The sequence below is a fragment of the Neobacillus sp. PS3-34 genome (assembly GCF_030915465.1).
Lineage (GTDB): Bacteria > Bacillota > Bacilli > Bacillales > Cytobacillaceae > Neobacillus_A.
Genome location: NZ_CP133267.1, coordinates 3,255,179 through 3,272,500 on the forward strand (window position 1 = coordinate 3,255,179; position 17,322 = coordinate 3,272,500).

Annotated in this window: 15 protein-coding genes, 1 tRNA gene, 1 rRNA gene and 3 pseudogenes (1 of these 20 running past the window's edge); 10 read left to right on the top strand and 10 right to left on the bottom strand. The window is 39.8% G+C overall.

Translation table 11 applies throughout. The features are described 5' to 3' along the window. Positions 1–8: 8 nt before the first annotated feature. From RCG23_RS16820 to RCG23_RS16835, 4 genes are all read right to left on the bottom strand, one after another. On the bottom strand, positions 9–413 hold the full coding sequence (locus RCG23_RS16820) for a hypothetical protein (RefSeq protein WP_308176658.1): 405 nt from the start codon (positions 411–413) through the stop codon (positions 9–11). A 146-nt stretch (positions 414–559) separates the two neighbouring features. Further along, the gene (locus RCG23_RS16825) at positions 560–1,210 is read right to left on the bottom strand and encodes a hypothetical protein (RefSeq protein ID WP_308176659.1); all 651 of its coding nucleotides are present in this window, start codon (positions 1,208–1,210) and stop codon (positions 560–562) included. 19 nt (positions 1,211–1,229) lie between these two features. Continuing rightward, the gene (locus RCG23_RS16830) at positions 1,230–2,429 is read right to left on the bottom strand and encodes a DUF58 domain-containing protein (protein ID WP_308176660.1); all 1,200 of its coding nucleotides are present in this window, start codon (positions 2,427–2,429) and stop codon (positions 1,230–1,232) included. Beyond that, entirely contained in the window at positions 2,430–3,380 is a 951-nt protein-coding gene (locus RCG23_RS16835) for an AAA family ATPase (RefSeq protein WP_308176661.1), read from the bottom strand. A 266-nt stretch (positions 3,381–3,646) separates the two neighbouring features. On the opposite strand from RCG23_RS16835, the gene RCG23_RS16840 reads away from it, so the two are divergent. The 4 genes and pseudogenes from RCG23_RS16840 (at position 3,647) to RCG23_RS16855 (ending at position 6,052) form a co-directional block, all read left to right on the top strand. Continuing rightward, positions 3,647–3,910 (top strand): YiaA/YiaB family inner membrane protein, encoded by a 264-nt coding sequence (locus RCG23_RS16840; protein WP_308176662.1) that lies wholly within the window; start codon positions 3,647–3,649, stop codon positions 3,908–3,910. A 271-nt stretch (positions 3,911–4,181) separates the two neighbouring features. Next, a pseudogene (locus tag RCG23_RS16845) lies at positions 4,182–5,078 on the top strand (ABC transporter ATP-binding protein); the annotation flags it as partial. 99 nt (positions 5,079–5,177) lie between these two features. Then, a pseudogene (locus RCG23_RS16850) lies at positions 5,178–5,552 on the top strand (ABC transporter permease subunit); the annotation flags it as partial. A gap of 11 nt (positions 5,553–5,563) precedes the next feature. Beyond that, a complete protein-coding gene (locus RCG23_RS16855) occupies positions 5,564–6,052 on the top strand; it encodes a DUF2705 family protein (protein WP_308176663.1) in 489 nt (162 codons plus the stop codon). Positions 6,053–6,093: 41 nt separating this feature from the next. Here RCG23_RS16855 and RCG23_RS16860 read toward each other — a convergent pair whose 3' ends face one another. From RCG23_RS16860 to RCG23_RS16870, 3 genes are all read right to left on the bottom strand, one after another. Beyond that, positions 6,094–6,252, bottom strand: coding sequence for a hypothetical protein (locus RCG23_RS16860; protein ID WP_308176664.1), 159 nt, complete (start codon positions 6,250–6,252; stop codon positions 6,094–6,096). Between the two features lie 97 nt (positions 6,253–6,349). Beyond that, positions 6,350–7,603, bottom strand: coding sequence for an erythromycin esterase family protein (locus RCG23_RS16865; RefSeq protein WP_308176665.1), 1,254 nt, complete (start codon positions 7,601–7,603; stop codon positions 6,350–6,352). 48 nt (positions 7,604–7,651) lie between these two features. Further along, positions 7,652–8,962, bottom strand: a complete 1,311-nt coding sequence (locus tag RCG23_RS16870; protein WP_308180090.1) for an amino acid permease — start codon at positions 8,960–8,962, stop codon at positions 7,652–7,654. Positions 8,963–9,207: 245 nt separating this feature from the next. On the opposite strand from RCG23_RS16870, the gene kynU reads away from it, so the two are divergent. Both kynU and kynA read left to right on the top strand, forming a co-directional pair. Further along, entirely contained in the window at positions 9,208–10,494 is a 1,287-nt protein-coding gene (kynU, locus tag RCG23_RS16875) for a kynureninase (protein WP_308176666.1), read from the top strand. A 39-nt stretch (positions 10,495–10,533) separates the two neighbouring features. Next, a pseudogene (gene kynA / locus RCG23_RS16880) lies at positions 10,534–11,380 on the top strand (tryptophan 2,3-dioxygenase). Between the two features lie 167 nt (positions 11,381–11,547). Here kynA and RCG23_RS16885 read toward each other — a convergent pair. Further along, positions 11,548–12,054, bottom strand: coding sequence for a DUF6241 domain-containing protein (locus RCG23_RS16885; protein ID WP_308176667.1), 507 nt, complete (start codon positions 12,052–12,054; stop codon positions 11,548–11,550). Between the two features lie 670 nt (positions 12,055–12,724). On the opposite strand from RCG23_RS16885, the gene RCG23_RS16890 reads away from it, so the two are divergent. Next, positions 12,725–13,429 carry a VIT1/CCC1 transporter family protein gene (locus RCG23_RS16890; RefSeq protein WP_308176668.1) on the top strand — a complete coding sequence of 235 codons (705 nt, stop codon included), beginning with the start codon at positions 12,725–12,727 and terminating at the stop codon, positions 13,427–13,429. 122 nt (positions 13,430–13,551) lie between these two features. Here RCG23_RS16890 and RCG23_RS16895 read toward each other — a convergent pair. Further along, positions 13,552–13,624, bottom strand: a tRNA-Ala gene (locus RCG23_RS16895). Between the two features lie 84 nt (positions 13,625–13,708). Continuing rightward, positions 13,709–14,404, bottom strand: a complete 696-nt coding sequence (locus RCG23_RS16900) for an MgtC/SapB family protein (protein WP_308176669.1) — start codon at positions 14,402–14,404, stop codon at positions 13,709–13,711. A gap of 137 nt (positions 14,405–14,541) precedes the next feature. Between RCG23_RS16900 and RCG23_RS16905 the strand changes: the two genes are divergently transcribed. The 3 genes from RCG23_RS16905 to RCG23_RS16915 form a co-directional block, all read left to right on the top strand. After that, entirely contained in the window at positions 14,542–15,459 is a 918-nt protein-coding gene (locus tag RCG23_RS16905) for a DMT family transporter (protein ID WP_308176670.1), read from the top strand. After that, positions 15,449–15,997: a GNAT family N-acetyltransferase gene (locus tag RCG23_RS16910; RefSeq protein ID WP_308176671.1), complete on the top strand. Its 549-nt coding sequence runs from the start codon at positions 15,449–15,451 to the stop codon at positions 15,995–15,997. Before RCG23_RS16905 ends, RCG23_RS16910 begins: the two co-directional genes overlap by 11 nt. Positions 15,998–16,569: 572 nt before the next feature. Next, positions 16,570–17,322: ribosomal RNA gene (locus RCG23_RS16915) — 16S ribosomal RNA — on the top strand; it runs 782 nt beyond the window's last position.

The following is a 17,322-nucleotide window of genomic DNA, read 5'->3' on the forward strand; positions in this document are numbered from 1 at the left end:
CAGAAAGCTTAACCTTTCTGTCCTTCTTTGCTTCGATCCTTTATTTCTCTTTTAAGATTTTCAATTGACACTTCTATGTCCTTCAAGTCTATTTTTGTTAAAATGACGTTTCCATATCGAACGTTATCGTATGCTATAAAAAGTGCTTCATCCATCGAAAATCCTAAGCGATCAAACCATTCTCTTAACGTTTCATGGCTGTGTCTGCCCATTTTATGCCTATCCGCAAATAATTGAAGCTGATAAATTAATCTGCGCATATACTCTTGCGGAGCAGAGCTACGGAAAAAGCGGCTTTTTCCGCCTTTTTTTTCAAATGAAGGAAAATGCTCTATTAGGAGTTTAACCGGCTGTTCCGATTGAGAGATATTACGTTGTTTAAACTTTTTGATAAGAATCCATATGACAATCAAGATTGCAGCTAATACAATCAGCGAAATCCAAAAGGGAACGTGGTGTACAACATGGTCAGTAAAGACAGAATTTGGTTTTTGTTCTTTCCCTGCTATTTTATCCTGCGGCCTTTTCAGTACTTTTAACTGCAGATGTTTTCCCTCAACTAAATTGAATAAAGGGCCAAAAGAAAGCTTATAAGCAGAATGATTCCCTTAAAGAAATTGAAAAGTAACCATTTAGCAAAGGGCAGCAGGAGAGAAGCAATTCCAGCAGCGAATAAGAAAGCAATGCCAAAAAAAGCAGCCAAAAACTTAGGATTTCTGTTCACTGTATTTGAATCTGTTTGTTGGAGATACCTTCCAATACTGAACAGAACAGTGAAAAGAATGACATTCCAAAACAGCCAATTCATATAAGGATATTTAAAAATCCAACCCAGAAAGAAAATTAAAAAACTGCTGCAATAGAATGTAAGAGCTAATTTTCGCCTTTCTTCGGTCCATAATGCCGTATCCTTTGTAAATGCACTGATTCGGAAAAAGATAAAAACAATACAGATTAAGGCTGACATCGGGGTTAATCCTAAAAAATATCCAATTCCGCCAGATAAAATGGCCCCGATAAAAGGAGTAAATTTGGAACCCTTTTTCACTTTTAAGGAAAATACAAGAAACAAAAGTCCGGAAGCGATTACGCAAAGAGTCGCCGCCATTGGCGGGAGCTTGCCGGTTCTTGTGTAGAACAAAAATAAAAGGAAATATAAATACACACATTCTAAACCAAAATAATAGGCCGGTAGTATCCGTTTTATCATTTTTATACCTTCCTTCCACTCATATACGTCCCAGTGGAACAATAGCAGGATATTGATTATCGTCTTGAAGAATAAATAGCCTTTGGCCGTTCTTAAGCATTTGAGCAATATACTTATGTTTTTCATCTGGAAATGGTCCACAGAAAATTACAACTGGTGAATTTTGCTGCTTTTTTTCAACATAGTGCAGCAATTTGTTTAATGGCTGGGTATTACCTTTTTTGTTGACACGAGCAAGGATATCCAGCACCTTACCTAATTGGCGGGTACCGCATCCCTTTGGAAGATGATAAACGGCTGATTGGTTAACCATTCGGAGATTGAGGAATACTTCAAATTCTATACCTCTTTGCGTTGCTAGCTGGGCTAAGTAAGCCACATTACTTGCAATTGATTCTAAACTTTCCACTACTCCTAAATGGATGTGTGGAGTATTTGCCTCACGCAGGTTGATAATAAATGTCCAGGAATTATCAGCCATACGCTCGAACACTTTCGTTTGTAGAGCTTGTGTTTTTGCACTTGCTTTCCAATGAATCTGTTTAAAAGAATCAGTGTAAATATAATCTCTCGTTCCAATTGGTGCTAAAAATTGCTCAAACATACTAGAAGGTGACGAATAGTCACCGTTGGACCTTGCTGCAACCAAACGGTCGGTCTGTGATACCATAGTTGGGGAAGGATAAACAATTAATTCTTTATGAATGAAGGGGTTATATTTTAACTGAACAGAACCTAACCCGAAAAAATTTCCTACTGTTAACTCGACCGTTTTAATTCTTGTTACACCGCGGGCAGTTGCTTTGAGAGGAAGAGAGACCTGTATTGTTTCTTGTCCTTTTACAAAAATGGGGAATTTGAATTCTACGTTGTTTTCATGGCTTGTAAACGGCACACCTAATCCTTCCACAATGGCTTCAAGCTTTATTTTTAAAGTTCCTTGAAAGATTGGCAGCCAGCTGAACTGTGAAAATTTTAATGGCAAGATGATTTCTTCTCCAACCGAAAGGCGAATGGACTCCTTTTCATTCTCGAAAATAAGATGGTCAGCTACATGGTTTAGGTAATAAATACTCATTCTGCTGATAACTAGCAAAAAAGCTCCCAAAAAGATAAACCAATAGGAGGTTTTGTAAAAGCTGAGAAGGAGCAGTATAGCTCCTACCGCTGTAACAGCATTATTTGACTCAAGACCCTGAATCTCTTTTCGCCATGCCATTTATTTGCTCGCCCCAATTTCAACAGGTACTTCAACACTATTTAAAAGGGAGTTTACCACCTGGCTGTTTGACTTTTTCAACGAGGCATCCATCGTTAAAACGATGCGGTGGGCCAGCATATAGACAGCAACCTCCTTAACATCCTCTGGAGTTACATAAAAACGGTTATTTATGTATGCCTTTCCTTGTGCCCCTCGCATAAACGCCAGTGTACCTCGAGGGCTAATCCCCATTTCTACATCATCATGTGTGCGGGATAGGTGAACAATTCTTAATATATAATCCTCAATATCTTCAGAAAGGGTTACCTGTTTTACTTCTTCTTTCATTTTGGCTATCTCTTCTAAGTTAAGGACAACTTCCAATTTGTTAAACGGTGCACCAGTCCGATAAGTTTGCATGATTTTCTTTTCTTCTGCCAAGGTCGGATAACCTAAAGGAATTTGCATGAAGAAACGATCCATTTGTGCTTCAGGCAAGGCAAAAGTACCCTGCTGGGACTCAATCGGATTTTGTGTCGCAATTACGATAAAAGGATTTGGAAGTAGAATGGTATCGCCATCAATTGTAACCTGGCGTTCTTCCATTACTTCCAGTAAGCTGGCTTGTGTTCTTGGTGTAGCACGGTTTATTTCATCTGCCAGCAGGATATTGGTCATAACAGGACCAATCCGAAGCTGGAAATCCTGCTCCTTTGGATGGAAAAATTGGATCCCTGTCACGTCACTCGGCAATAAATCCGGGGTAAATTGAATGCGTTTAAACTCCCCGTTAATCGTTTTGGCAAAACTTTTTGCCAATTGTGTTTTGCCCGTTCCAGGCACACTTTCCAGCAATACATGCCCATCGTTCAAAAGGGCAATGAATAACATTTCAACGATTTCCTCTTTGCCAATTATGACATTACTAATTTCTTGCTTAAGCTGCACTACTTTTTCTATTAAACTCATCCAAACTCTCCTCGCTAATTAAAAGAATTAAACTCCTTCGTATAATGACGAAATAGTCATAAAATTCAAGTACTTACTATTTTATATTTATTTCCATTTATAGTCCATTTGTTTTAGGGAAAAAGTTTGGGTTCTGAATGAGATAAACATAACTAGCAAGAAAAACAACAGTACCGAAAAAAATCCTTACTGAATTTTCATATATTTGTTATAATTTACAAGAAATTACTCTTTATCAACAAGGTTACCAGGAGGGGTTAGATTTTATGCAAAGATACAGGAGAAGAAACACACCTGCATTTACGGTTTTAGCGTATTTTACACTTTTTGCCGGAGTAATGTTATTCAGTATTGGTCTTTATAATGCCGATAGCTTACAGCTTAATGAAAAGGGCTACTACATTGCGGTCATGCTATTATGTATAGTGGGAGCTATCTTGACTCAAAAAGTGGCAAGGGATAACGCTGAAGATAATGAGATTATCGCAGAACAGGAAAGAAAATATAATATTACTGGTAAGGTAGATTAATTTTAAACGGATTAATAAAAATAGTTTTTCTATACTTTCAAGAGATTGACTGTCATTTTTGACGGTCTTTTTTTATTCACTTCAAGACATAAAAATGCCAATTGGCGTTTTTTTCTTTGAAGAAAACCCGGCAGCTACTAAGGCTCTGGTCTTAGTATGAAATAAAGCTTCAGGACGTTTTGCCTTTTAAGTTTGCAGTTTAAGATAAGGTTGAAGGTAATTACTGCTGATGTTTCAGGTGGGAATTTTAAAATTTGAGAGGAGACTTCTAATGGCAGGAATAGTAGAGATACAAAATGTTACAAAAACCATCAAAGGAAAAACAATTATTGATTCATTAAGCTTTGAAGTATATAAAGGGGAGGTATTCGGATTTCTGGGACCAAATGGTGCCGGAAAAACTACCACTATCAGAATGATGGTGGGACTAATTGGAATTACCTCAGGAGACATAAAAATCTCCGGCTACAGTGTCAAAAATGATTTTGAAAAAGCTGTCAGCAAGATTGGCGCGATTGTAGAAAATCCTGAAATGTATAAATTTCTGAGCGGCTATGAAAATCTTATCCACTTTGCACGCATGTCCAATGGTATCCGTAAAGAAAAAATCGATGAAATAGTGGAGCTGGTAGGCTTGACTGACCGAATTCACGATAAAGTGAAGACCTATTCGCTTGGAATGAGGCAAAGGCTTGGCCTAGCTCAATCACTTTTGCATGATCCCAAGGTTCTCATTCTTGATGAACCGACCAATGGTCTTGATCCTGCGGGAATCCGTGAAATCAGAGACCATCTCAGAAAGCTTGCGAGGGAAAGGGATATGGCTGTAATTGTTTCGAGCCATTTACTTTCGGAAATGGAAATGATGTGTGATCGAATCGGGATAATCCAGGAAGGGAAGCTGGTGGATGTCCAGCTTGTCCATGATTTTGTAAATGGATCTGAAAAAGTATATGACATTGTAGTTAATCAAAAAGAAAAGGCAAAAAGGACTTTAGAATGCCTTTATCCTGCTTTGTCAGTTCATCTGACCGAAAATGGGATCGGTGCCTCATTTAAAAAAGAAGAAATTCCATTTGCCATTAAAGAACTGGTCAGCGCAGGAATCGATATTTACGAAGTTAAGGAAATAACTAAAACTTTGGAGGATCGGTTCTTGGAAGTTACGGAAAAAAAGGGGAAGCAATGCATGTTTAAATTGGTTCAAAACGAGTGGATGAAAATATTTAAGCGTCCGGGTACGCTGGTCATGATTGGTTTACTTTTGATTATGATTTCATTAACCGGTGCGGTTATTAAGTATCAGCAAAATAAAGGTGTGTCCCATTTAGATCAAAACTGGAAGCAAACACTTCAGGCAGAAGTGAAACAATCGAAGGATCAGTTGGCAATAGGAAAGGTACCTGAGAGCCAAATTTCAAATATAAAAAGAAATATTGCCATTAAAGAATACAGAATTGAACATAATCTTTCACCGAATGTTAAATATTCAATGTGGGATTTTGTATCGGATGGTGCGGGTTTAATAAAATTAGCTGGTTTATTTACTATTATTATTGCTGCAGGGATTGTTGCTTCCGAGTTTAATTGGGGGACGATTAAACTTCTGCTGATCAGGCCGATTAGCAGGGAAAGATTTTAGTCGCCAAGTACATGGCTGTTATTTTGTATGCACTGATGATGTTAGTTATTTTATTTTCATTCTCTGCTCTTTTAGGAATAATATTATTTGGGGCACCAGAGAATGCTGTTCCATATCTTAATTATTCTGACGGGAATGTAACAGAACAAAGCATGGTTTTCCACCTTGTCATTTTTTATGGGATGAAATCCATAGCGATGATTATGCTTTCTACCATGGCATTTATGATTTCAGCTGTGTTCAGAAACAGCTCACTCGCGATTGGGCTTTCCATCTTCCTCATGTTTACTGGGACGGAACTGACGATGCTCTTGGCGATGAAATTTGATTGGGCAAAATATATACTGTTTGCCAATACTGATCTAATGCAATACTTTGAAGGAGTTCCGATGGTTAATGGAATGACCATATCGTTTTCTGTCATCATGCTCACAATTTATTTTATTTTGTTTCAGCTTCTAGCTTATGTCGTTTTCAAAAAGAGAGACGTTGCTGCTTAATGAAAAAAGGTCTGACCCATGTTTTCGGGACAGACCTTTTATTATATATACATATGCAATATTTTTTTGGCAAATTTAATGTACTCCGGATGGTGAGTGATGATCCAGAGTGATAAAAACAAGAGAATGATGACCATGTAATTCAAACCATATAATATTTTAACTGTTATATCAGGGGTTCTTCCACTTTTATTTGCCATTTCCTTCGCCTCTCACCGATTGATCCATCAAAGTATTAGACGCTTAATAGGCAGACTTGGTTTCCGTGTGATGAAAATAAATTTCCGGATGTCCACCCTAAAGCGGTTTTAAGGCGGTTGTCGAATCGATAAAAATAAAGCTGTCATATCTTTTCGCAAGGTTGGTGGGAACATAATTTCCAAAGTGTTCTAATGCCGGTTCATATACTACCCCGATTGCCCGATGTCCGGCTATTGTATCAAATAGGCTGGATTGAAGCAGATTTGGCAAAATGATCTGATCATATTGTCCAGCACGGTGGATCACTTCTTCCCAGCTTCCTCTGCTTGCAGGCGGTACTTCCATTACTTCCAGAGGGGCACCCCAGGAAGGACCTGCAATAACTGTCCCCTGATAGGTTCCGAACCCAACAGCGAAGACATCAGAGCCATGTTTCTCCCTCATAAGCTGTCCGACATTTACCATACCTTCTTCAGCCATGTCGGTTGCACTTGCATCCCCAATATGGGTGTTATGCTCCCAAACAATGACTTTGGAATCGGAACCATGAAAGTCAGTAAGCTTTTCGATAGTCTCGACCATATGGGTATCACGGATATTCCAGGTTTCTGTTCCGCCCTTAACCATTGAACGATAATAAAGCTCCGCATTGGCAGCGACTAATGCATTGAGCTCAAGGCTCAGGGACGCTTCATCATCTGTCGCAATTGCTTCCTTTTTAGATTGGATGTCCAGTAATAGCTTCAGGACTTCCTGTTCACAGCTTTCCGACAAATAGGCGGTTGTCATGGCATAATCATGCTCGTTCTTCTCAAAAGGCTGAAAGCAGGAAAATGCCATTTTGGCGACTTCGACTTCCTCTGAACCGATGCTTTCTAAATAACGAATGATTTCTTCCATTGATTCAAACAGGCTGTACATATCAATTCCATAAAAGCCAACCTTTTTTTTAGCAGACTCATTATGCTTTTTCAGCCATTCTGCAAAGCTTAGCACTTCTTTATTCGCCCACATCCAGGTTGGCCAGCGTTTGAAGTTATTCTTTAAAAGGGTAACGATATCCTTCTTTTCCTCATCTAAGCCTTTGCAATAGCGGTTAACCATATAGCAGGAAGGCCAATCGCCTTCAACTGCAACAAAAGAGAATCCTTTCTCTTCAATCAACTTTTTGGAAATCTCTGCCCTGATATTATAAAACTCCGATGTCCCATGGGTAGCTTCCCCTAGAAGAACATATCTGGCATCGCCAATCGCATTAAACAACTCATCAAGATTGCCATAATCATTTAGGCGTACTGCTTTTTCTCTAATAGCTTTTACAACCTTTAAATATTGGATGTTTAACCCCATCCTTTTCTATTATTTGTATTCATTTAAACAGGAAATAAAATTATTAAACTAGCCTGACTTTTTTGCAGCCTTGCGCCAGACCTTTTTTTGCAAAATGAAAGCAACGATGCCAATAATTGCGACAAATAACAGGCTGACAAAAAATCCATAGCGAATGTTTTTTTCCATTATCGTTCCGCTGATCGCTGCGAGGATCAATGCAAGACCAGCAAAGGCCATCATTTTATCCAAGCTTGTGACCTTCAACACCTTCAAGGCAGAAATAACAATGAACGACCAATTAAACAGGAGAAGAATACCTGCAGCGGTTGTAATATACTCATATATCTTTCCAGGCAGCAGAAGTGCTGTGATGATCGAGGCCACTAATCCTGCTGCTCCAAGCCCTAATGAAGGGAGAGGCAGATCCTTGAATTTCTTAAGTTTTTTTGAAAAAAATGAAGGAGCATCCCCTCCCACGGATAGTGTAACAAGGAGAGTCGTAACACCGAATAACGAGGCAGTCATTGTAGAGAATCCCGCAATGATTATCGCGCCGTTAAAGACATGTGGAAAAAAAGGCAAATGATAATTGTCCATAGCGGTTACAAATGGACTTTCCTTTTCGTTAAAGGCATGAAAATACACCATTATCACAGCAAGGCCAAGAGATAATACATAAATAATCATCAATACAAGGAGCATAATTTTTCCTGCCTTTGGAGCATCCTCCTTCTTTTGAAGCTGCATCGCCATTAGACCTATTACTTCAATTCCTCCATATGCATAAAAAGCATAGATGAGTGATGACCAGAAGCCTTTAAGGCCATTCGGGAAGATTGCTCCCATTGTTCTGGGGAAGTCTGGTTTACTAGCATCACCGTGTACCCAGCCAAATAAAGCGGCCAACGCAAGAATGATAAACATGATAATCGCAGCCGTTTTAATTATGGCGAGAATGTTTTCTACCCTGTCGAATCCTTTTGTTCCCAATAAAACAACGAAAATGGCAAGGACAGCGTATCCAGCTGCGAAAATCCACAGGGGAACCTTGGGAAACCAGAACCTTGAGAGTATGGATAGAGCCGTTAATTGGCTGCCCATAATAAGAATGTTAGAGCACCAGTAATTCCACCCACAGCTAAAGCCCGCCCAGCGTCCGTATGCTTTGTTAGCGTAATAGCAAAAAGAACCTTCCTGTGGATCCTCGGCGGTCATTTTGGCAAGTAAATTGAATACGATGTACGTCCCGATGGCAGCCAAAACAAAAGAAAAAACAATAGAAGGGCCTGTAACCTCAATTCCGATACTGGAACCCAGGAAGTACCCGGTTCCAATGGTACAACCAATCCCCACCATAGACAATTGCCACCATTTCATGTCTCCTTTACTTTGCCCTTGTCCCTGGCTTTCACTTCCTGGACTGCAATTCGCTTTAGTCAATGAAATACCTCCTTCATCTCGGATTATTATTCGATTTTTAGGAGCTAAATATGAAGTGGCAGAAGTTTAATTTTTGGAAGTGTAAAGGATCGAAAGTTTTGGAATATTTAGATTTAGCGTTGACGGTATGTCGCATTCCTTGTTACGCTTTGTTTAGTATGATATAAGAGCAGGGGGTTGCAATGGGACTTTATAGCTTTGAACCAACACATGATTACGCACAAATACTTGACCAAAACGATCAGCTTGCAGCTTATCGTAATGAATTTTATTTAAAACCGAATTCTATTTATCTGGATGGAAATTCTTTGGGGCTTCTTTCAAAAAGGGCTGAAAAGGCTTTGCTGGATTGTGTGAATGATTGGAAGGAACGAGGAATTGATGGCTGGATGCAGGGTGACCATCCCTGGTTTTATTTATCGGAAAAATTGGGAGCGCTCTGTGCACCTCTGGTTGGAGGGTTACCTGAAGAAGTAATTGTAACCGGTTCCACGACAGTGAATCTGCATCAGCTTGTGGCTACTTTTTACAAGCCTGAGGGAAACCGCACAAAAATATTGGCAGATGAGTTGACCTTCCCATCCGATATTTATGCTTTACAAAGCCAGCTGCGCATTCATGGACATGATCCAGAACCACACCTTCTTCGAGTGAAGAGCAGGGACGGGCGATTTTTGGAGGAGAAAGACATTATTGATGCCATGACAGAGGAAGTTGCTTTGATTATCCTGCCGACAGTCCTTTATCGCAGCGGACAAATATTAAATATGGAACGTTTGACGAAAGAAGCCCATGACCGCGGCATACTGATCGGATTTGATGGCTGCCATTCTATTGGGGCAATTCCACATTCGTTTTCTGATTGGGATGTTGATTTTGCATATTGGTGCAGCTATAAGCATTTAAATGGGGGACCGGGAGCAGTTGCCGGATTATATGTGAACCGAAAGCATTTTGGCACACTTCCTGGCCTTGCCGGCTGGTTCGGCTCTAAAAAGGAACATCAATTTGATATGGAACATACCTTTTTTCCTGCTGAATCAGCAGGTGCATACCAAATTGGAACTCCTCATCTATTGAGTGTAGCCCCATTAATTGGTTCACTTGAGATGTTTGGAGAAGCTGGCATAGGCAATATCCGTACGAAATCGCTTTTAATGACGCAATATTTAATGGAATTAGTTAAGCATGAACTAAATGGTCTAGGGTTTAGCATCGGCAGCCCGATGGATGAGGTGCGGAGAGGCGGGCATGTAAGCCTTGAACATGCGGAGGCGGCACGGATCTGCAAAGCGCTTAAGGAAAATGGAGTAATACCGGATTTCCGTGCACCTAATATTATCCGGCTTGCTCCTGTTGCACTTTATACTTCATATTGTGAGGTGTGGCAGGCAGTCCAAATCCTTAAAAAAATCATGTCTGAAAAACAGTACGAAAAGTTTAAAAACGAAAGAGAAGTCGTAGCTTAGATTGATGAAATGCCACGCATTGAAAGGAAGGGGCAGAAAATGAGCAATGAAATAAATAAAAATGGAGCTCTGGAAAAAGACATTCATACAGATTTTCAAAAGGAAATGTCCTATGGGGGCTATCTTCAACTCGAGAAGATACTAACAAGCCAGCACCGAGTTTCGGACCATCATGATGAAATGCTTTTCATTATTATCCACCAGACGAGCGAGCTATGGATGAAGCTGATTCTCCATGAAGTAAATGCGGCTGCCGAATGCATCCGGAGGAATGATCTTGAGCCTTCATTTAAAATGCTCTCACGTGTATCGCGGATACAGCAGCAATTAATCCAATCTTGGAATGTGTTATCGACCCTGACACCAGCAGAGTATATGGAATTTAGGGATAAGCTTGGCCATTCATCTGGTTTTCAATCGTATCAAAACCGGCTGATTGAGTTTGCATTGGCGCAAGAAAAATGCTCATGTGTTATTAGTATATAAGCATGAGCCTGAGCTTTATAAACAGCTGACAAACGCACTTCATGAGCCAGGCCTATACGACGCAGCCGTGAATGCACTCGCTCTTAGAGGATTGCCGATTGACCAGGAAGCGCTTGATAGGGATTGGTCGCAGGAGTATCAGCCGAACGCGAGTGTCGAGGAAGCCTGGCTGACAGTGTACCGAAATGTGGACCAATATTGGGATTTATATGAGCTGGCTGAAAAACTGGTGGATATCGGAAGCCAGCAGCAGCTATGGCGCTTTAACCATATGAGTACAGTCGAAAGAATCATTGGAAATAAAAAAGGAACCGGAGGCTCATCGGGAGTGTCGTATCTAAAGAGGGTTCTTGACCATCAATTCTTCCCTGAGCTATGGAGCTTGAGGACAAAGCTTTGATTGATCCAAATGGGGCAGGGGAACCTGCTCCTTTTAATTTTGTTACCGAAAGGAAAGTTGGCAAAAAGAAAAAACCTTGCCAAAGGCAAAGTCTATTATGGTGGAGAAAGTATAATTAAAAAAATGAACAGAGCGGCTGATAAGTGGAGCTTCTTTTTAGCTTTGATTCATTTTTTTACATCAAAATGTTCTTGTATAAATTTCATTTCTTCCTCTGGAGATGCAATTCCGTATGCTTCACCAGTAGTTCCATCTTGTAACCGCCAGATTGTATTGTGATCATAGACAGCATTACTGAAATTATTCTCTGCCCAATCCTCGAGTATCCCTAAATATAAGTCAGAATGCGCATATTCCTTTTCGTTAGCTTTTACTACTTCTATTAATCTTTTTACTCGCTTAGGTGTTAAAGGTAAGGCTCCCCACTTTTCTTTTGCCAGAACTTTTTGATGTGACATATTATGAATAGCTTGCTGTACAGATGCTTCGCTCATGTTATAAGGAAATTCATCTTTAAGGTTTTCTCCTTGGTCATGGACCTGAATTACTTTTTCGCCATCAGAGGAAACTACCTCTGTTACAGTTACATTTGCTTTACTGGCAAATAAATAAACTATATAAAAACTAATTATTAAAATAGGAATCATAATTATTTTCTTTGGGATTTTTTTCATTATTTCTCCTTATAATGTAAATCGATTACTATTCAAAAATTATAACAAAAAAGACTCCTGAAAACAGTTGTTTTTTCCTTTATTTTCAATTTGTGCTTATCCATATTTTTAAATGAAGGGATATTCGTAAAAATAATTAGGCTGTTTTCGTAAATTTGTTGCTATTTAGAGTGAATCAGATGGTTGATGGAGCGGAAGGTGCGAGATCCTCGAAAATGCTATCGCATTTCCTTCGTGCGGTGTTGATTCTAGGAAGCTGATTCAACGTCCTGAGGGAGCAGTGGGACAGGTGAGACCCCGCAGTCGCTTCAGCGACGAGGAGGCTCACCGCCCACCCCGCGGAAAGCGAGCATCCTGAAGCGGAAATCAACTACTAAAAACAACAATCTTTTAGAAATCAGCCAATAATTAAATGGCATAAAAAAAACACTTCCCACAAAAGTGGAAGTGTTCCTTTCAAAATTAGGCTATTGTGGATGTACTATGTTTACAAACTAAATTAGTTGACATTCATCTACTAACGCTGCCCATTTACATAACGTAAATTTAAACAAGTATTTTGCTGTCATAATTGCCGGAGCAATGTGGAAATTTAAGTAGGATTATAAAAGTTCTCATTGTTGTGATGATAATAAGCAACTGATCAAAAATGGAAGAGGTAAAGAGAACGATGAAAAAGAAGGAACAAACAGAGCACATTGAAAAACATTTTGATGCTCCCGATTTGATTCGTGATATTGTGATTGGCATGTCGGATGGATTAACGGTACCTTTTGCGCTTGCTGCTGGTTTGTCAGGATCCGTTTCTGCGACTAATATTGTTGTTATAGCTGGAATTGCTGAAATAGCAGCAGGTTCTATCGCAATGGGGTTAGGTGGTTATCTGGCTGCACGAACGGACCGAGAGCATTATGCAAATGAGTTGGAGAGAGAACGACGAGAAATAATTGAAGTTCCGGAACGGGAAAAAGAGGAGGTCGCAGAAGTTCTAAGAAGTTGGGGACTTCGCGAACATCAAATCGAATCGGCTGTTGAGGCGATTAGTGAAGACGCTGATAGATGGGTGGACTTCATGATGAAGCATGAACTGGGACTAGAAGAACCTGAACCCAAAAGGGCAAGAAACAGCTCATTAACCATTGGTATATCATATATAGTTGGCGGTCTTATCCCTTTATCACCTTATATTTTTATCCATCATGCACAAAGTGCATTAATGACCTCTGTTATTGCAACCTTAATCGCATTATTCATATTTGGTTATGTGAAGGGGAGATTTACCGGTTCAAAACCCTTTAAAAGTGCTTGGCAAACAACACTCGTTGGTGGTTTTGCTGCAGGGATTGCTTTTCTTGTTGCCAAGTTAATTTCGTAGCTTGATTAGTAATTTTAGGGCGTTTTATTTTACAAAACGCACACGTTTCACAAGGAAAATCAACATCTAACATTAATAGAGCAAAAAAAAACGACAATAATGTCGTTTTTTTCGATGATAAATGGAGAATAGGGGGCTCGAACCCCTGACCTCTTGCATGCCATGCAAGCGCTCTCCCAGCTGAGCTAATCCCCCGAATGATCGGTACATGAATGATTATAACGGCAACTTTAAGGACATGCAAGAAAATTTTGAAAGAAAAGGCAAATTTATTTGCCCTTAACTAATGCTTTCTATCTCTACTCGATTTACACCAGCAATATTAGAAATAGAGTGGTATACATCGGTGGTCTTATTGCGATAATCAACAGCAATCATAATTTGTACATAGTGATCGCCATTGTCCAGATCCTTGATTCGAATCCTTCTAAGTGTGTATTTTTTCTCCATTATATAATTTATTACTTCATCTATATGGTCTTTTTCTTTAATATTCAAATTGAGCATTATTTCTTTTTCCCGAAGCTGTTTCGGACCAACAATTTTCATTAAATACGGAACAAATTCAACACTCAAAATAAGGAGGGCGACCCCTGCGAAAGCTTCAAGGTAAAACCCGGCTCCAACGGCAATTCCAATTCCTGCTGCCCCCCAAATCATCGCGGCTGTCGTTAACCCCGAAATGCTGTCATTTCCTCTTCTTAAAATAACCCCTGCACCGAGAAAACCGATACCGGAAACTATTTGAGCAGCAAGCCGTAATGGATCCATTGTTATATTAACATTCCCTGCAGATGGAAACGTATAGGCAGACTGTATGGATACAATGGTAAGCATACAGCTTACAATTGAAATGACGAGGCTGGTCTTTAGTCCAACCGGCTTTCTTTTTAATTCTCGCTCAAGACCAATCACAAGACCGAGGACTGCTGATAAACCTAGTTTGAATAAAATCTCCATCTCTAAATTGCTCATGGCTATTCACGTCCATATTTAGAATGATATTAACTTAATTTAATAATAAATTAACAAAAAGTATTATATGATTATCATTACTTAACATATATTTTCAACATCGTTGTATTACGATTAGAACATCAAAGGAGTTAATCATGAAAGAACCAAAAATCAACCCATATGCAGCTTTGGCCGTGGGGGTAATTTCCGTCTCCGCATCTGCCATTTTTGTGAAGCTTTGTTCTGCCCCTTCGGGAGTAATCGCTTTTTACCGTTTGTTTTTCTCAGTCCTTTTCATGCTTCCGGTCTTTCTGACGAAATATGCTCCAGAGATTAAGCTTATTACAAAAAGAGATTGGATGTTCTCATTAGTGGCAGGTATTTTACTGGCATTTCATTTTATCCTCTGGTTTGAGTCCTTAAACTACACCTCTGTGGCAAGTTCTACTGTTTTGGTAACCTTGCAGCCTTTATTTGCTTTTGTTGGCACCTATTTTTTCTTTAAGGAAAAATTATCTGCAAAGGCAATTTTAAGCGGTCTGATAGCTGTAGCAGGAAGTGTCATTATCAGCTGGGGGGATTTCAAAATCAGCGGTTCAGCACTTTTTGGTGATGCACTTGCTATAGTAGCTTGTGCGTTTGTAACCGGGTATCTTTTGTTTGGTCAAACTGTACGAAAGCGGCTATCACTTGTTACATATACATTTGTCGTCTATTTCATTAGTTCTGTTACTCTCTTTATTTATATTCTTGCAGTTCAGGAACCGTTATTTCCCTATAAAACAAATGAATGGGTTTATTTTGTTTTGCTGGCACTCATACCAACATTGCTCGGGCATACATTATTCAACTGGTCATTAAAATGGATCAGTGCTTCTACCATCTCAATGGCCATTTTATTCGAACCAGTTGGCGCAACGATTCTAGCTTATAATTTGCTGAATGAAAATATCCTGTGGTCTCAAATAATTGGCGGTTCAATCGTGATCTCCGGTATTTCCTTATTTATAATAGATGAAAGAATTCGCGAAAGGAAAAACGCGATAAAATTGGAGGGGAACAATGATTATTAGAAAGGCAATTAGTAAGGATGCTTTAGGAATAGCAGAGGTTCATGTCCAAAGCTGGAAGGAAACCTATAAGGGAATTATCAGCCAGGATTTTCTGGATGGATTAAGAATTGAAGATCGATTGCCCTTATGGGAAAGTAATCTTAATAACCCTAATCCTAACGCTCCCGTTTATGTTGCAGAAGATTCTAATGGCAAAATTGTGGGCTTTTCTTCATTTGGAAAAGAGCGTACAAAGAATAACCAGCTTGATGGTGAGCTTTATGCCATTTATCTATTGAGTGAAGTTAAAAGAAAGAAAGTAGGGAGCAAGCTTTTGCTTGCAGGAATCAATGACATGCTAAGCCAAGGATTTGAATCACTGCTTGTTTGGGTTTTAGCTGATAACCCTGGCCGCAGATTCTATGAACAATATGGCTCTGTCAAAGAAACTTCTGAACTAATTCAAATAGCGGATGTTAATTATGAAGAAATTGCTTATAAGTGGAGTGATTTAAAAGAATTAATGAAGGAAGTAGAACAAAAAACCAAAAAAAATTAATAAAAGTATTTTATAGAAACGTATTCAAAATCCAAGATTTCATACGAGAAAGTTGAATAAATAAGTCTGATTTTATTTCTGAGTTTTTTTACGTAAATAATTTACTTATTAAAGCACTCTTTAAGGAAAGCCGTGGGCAGCATTGCGAGAGGATATCCACAGGTTGTGCATAGGTTCGGATAAGATTGATAAATAAGCAATAAGGGTGTTGATAAGGATGTGAATAATAAATTCACACTCCAATCTGCACCTTTTTCTTATTAAATGGCGTAATAAAAAAGATTGTTTTACGAGAACTTTTTTTAAAAATTATATTGCAAACACTTTTTATACATGTTATATTAAATCTCGTCCTCAACAAGAGAGTCACCAAGCAAGAAACAAAATGAAAAACACGGTTGACAACTTGGTAGACGGATGATATAGTAATGAAGTCGCTTTTGAGCGGCAGACACGAATTGATCCTTGAAAACTAAACAAACAAAAACGTCAACAAGAACAAATTTTGATGTATGCAAACCTTCGGGATGCAGCATCAGCCAACGTAACTTTATGAGCTAATCACTCACTCTTTATTGGAGAGTTTGATCCTGGCTCAGGACGAACGCTGGTGGCGTGCCTAATACATGCAAGTCGAGCGGATCATTTCGGTGATCAGCGGCGGACGGGTGAGTAACACGTGGGCAACCTGCCTGTAAGACTGGGATAACTTCGGGAAACCGGAGCTAATACCGGATAATCCTTTTCCTCACATGAGGAAAAGCTGAAAGACGGTTTCGGCTGTCACTTACAGATGGGCCCGCGGCGCATTAGCTAGTTGGTGAGGTAACGGCTCACCAAGGCGACGATGCGTAGCCGACCTGAGAGGGTGATCGGCCACACTGGGACTGAGACACGGCCAGACTCCTACGGGAGGCAGCAGTAGGGAATCTTCCGCAATGGACGAAAGTCTGACGGAGCAACGCCGCGTGAGCGATGAAGGCCTTCGGGTCGTAAAGCTCTGTTGTTAGGGAAGAACAAGTATCGGAGTAACTGCCGGTACCTTGACGGTACCTAACCAGAAAGCCACGGCTAACTACGTGCCAGCAGCCGCGGTAATACGTAGGTGGCAAGCGTTGTCCGGAATTATTGGGCGTAAAGCGCGCGCAGGCGGTCCTTTAAGTCTGATGTGAAAGCCCACGGCTCAACCGTGGAGGGTCATTGGAAACTGGGGGACTTGAGTACAGAAGAGGAAAGTGGAATTCCACGTGTAGCGGTGAAATGCGTAGAGATGTGGAGGAACACCAGTGGCGAAGGCGACTTTCTGGTCTGTAACTGACGCTGAG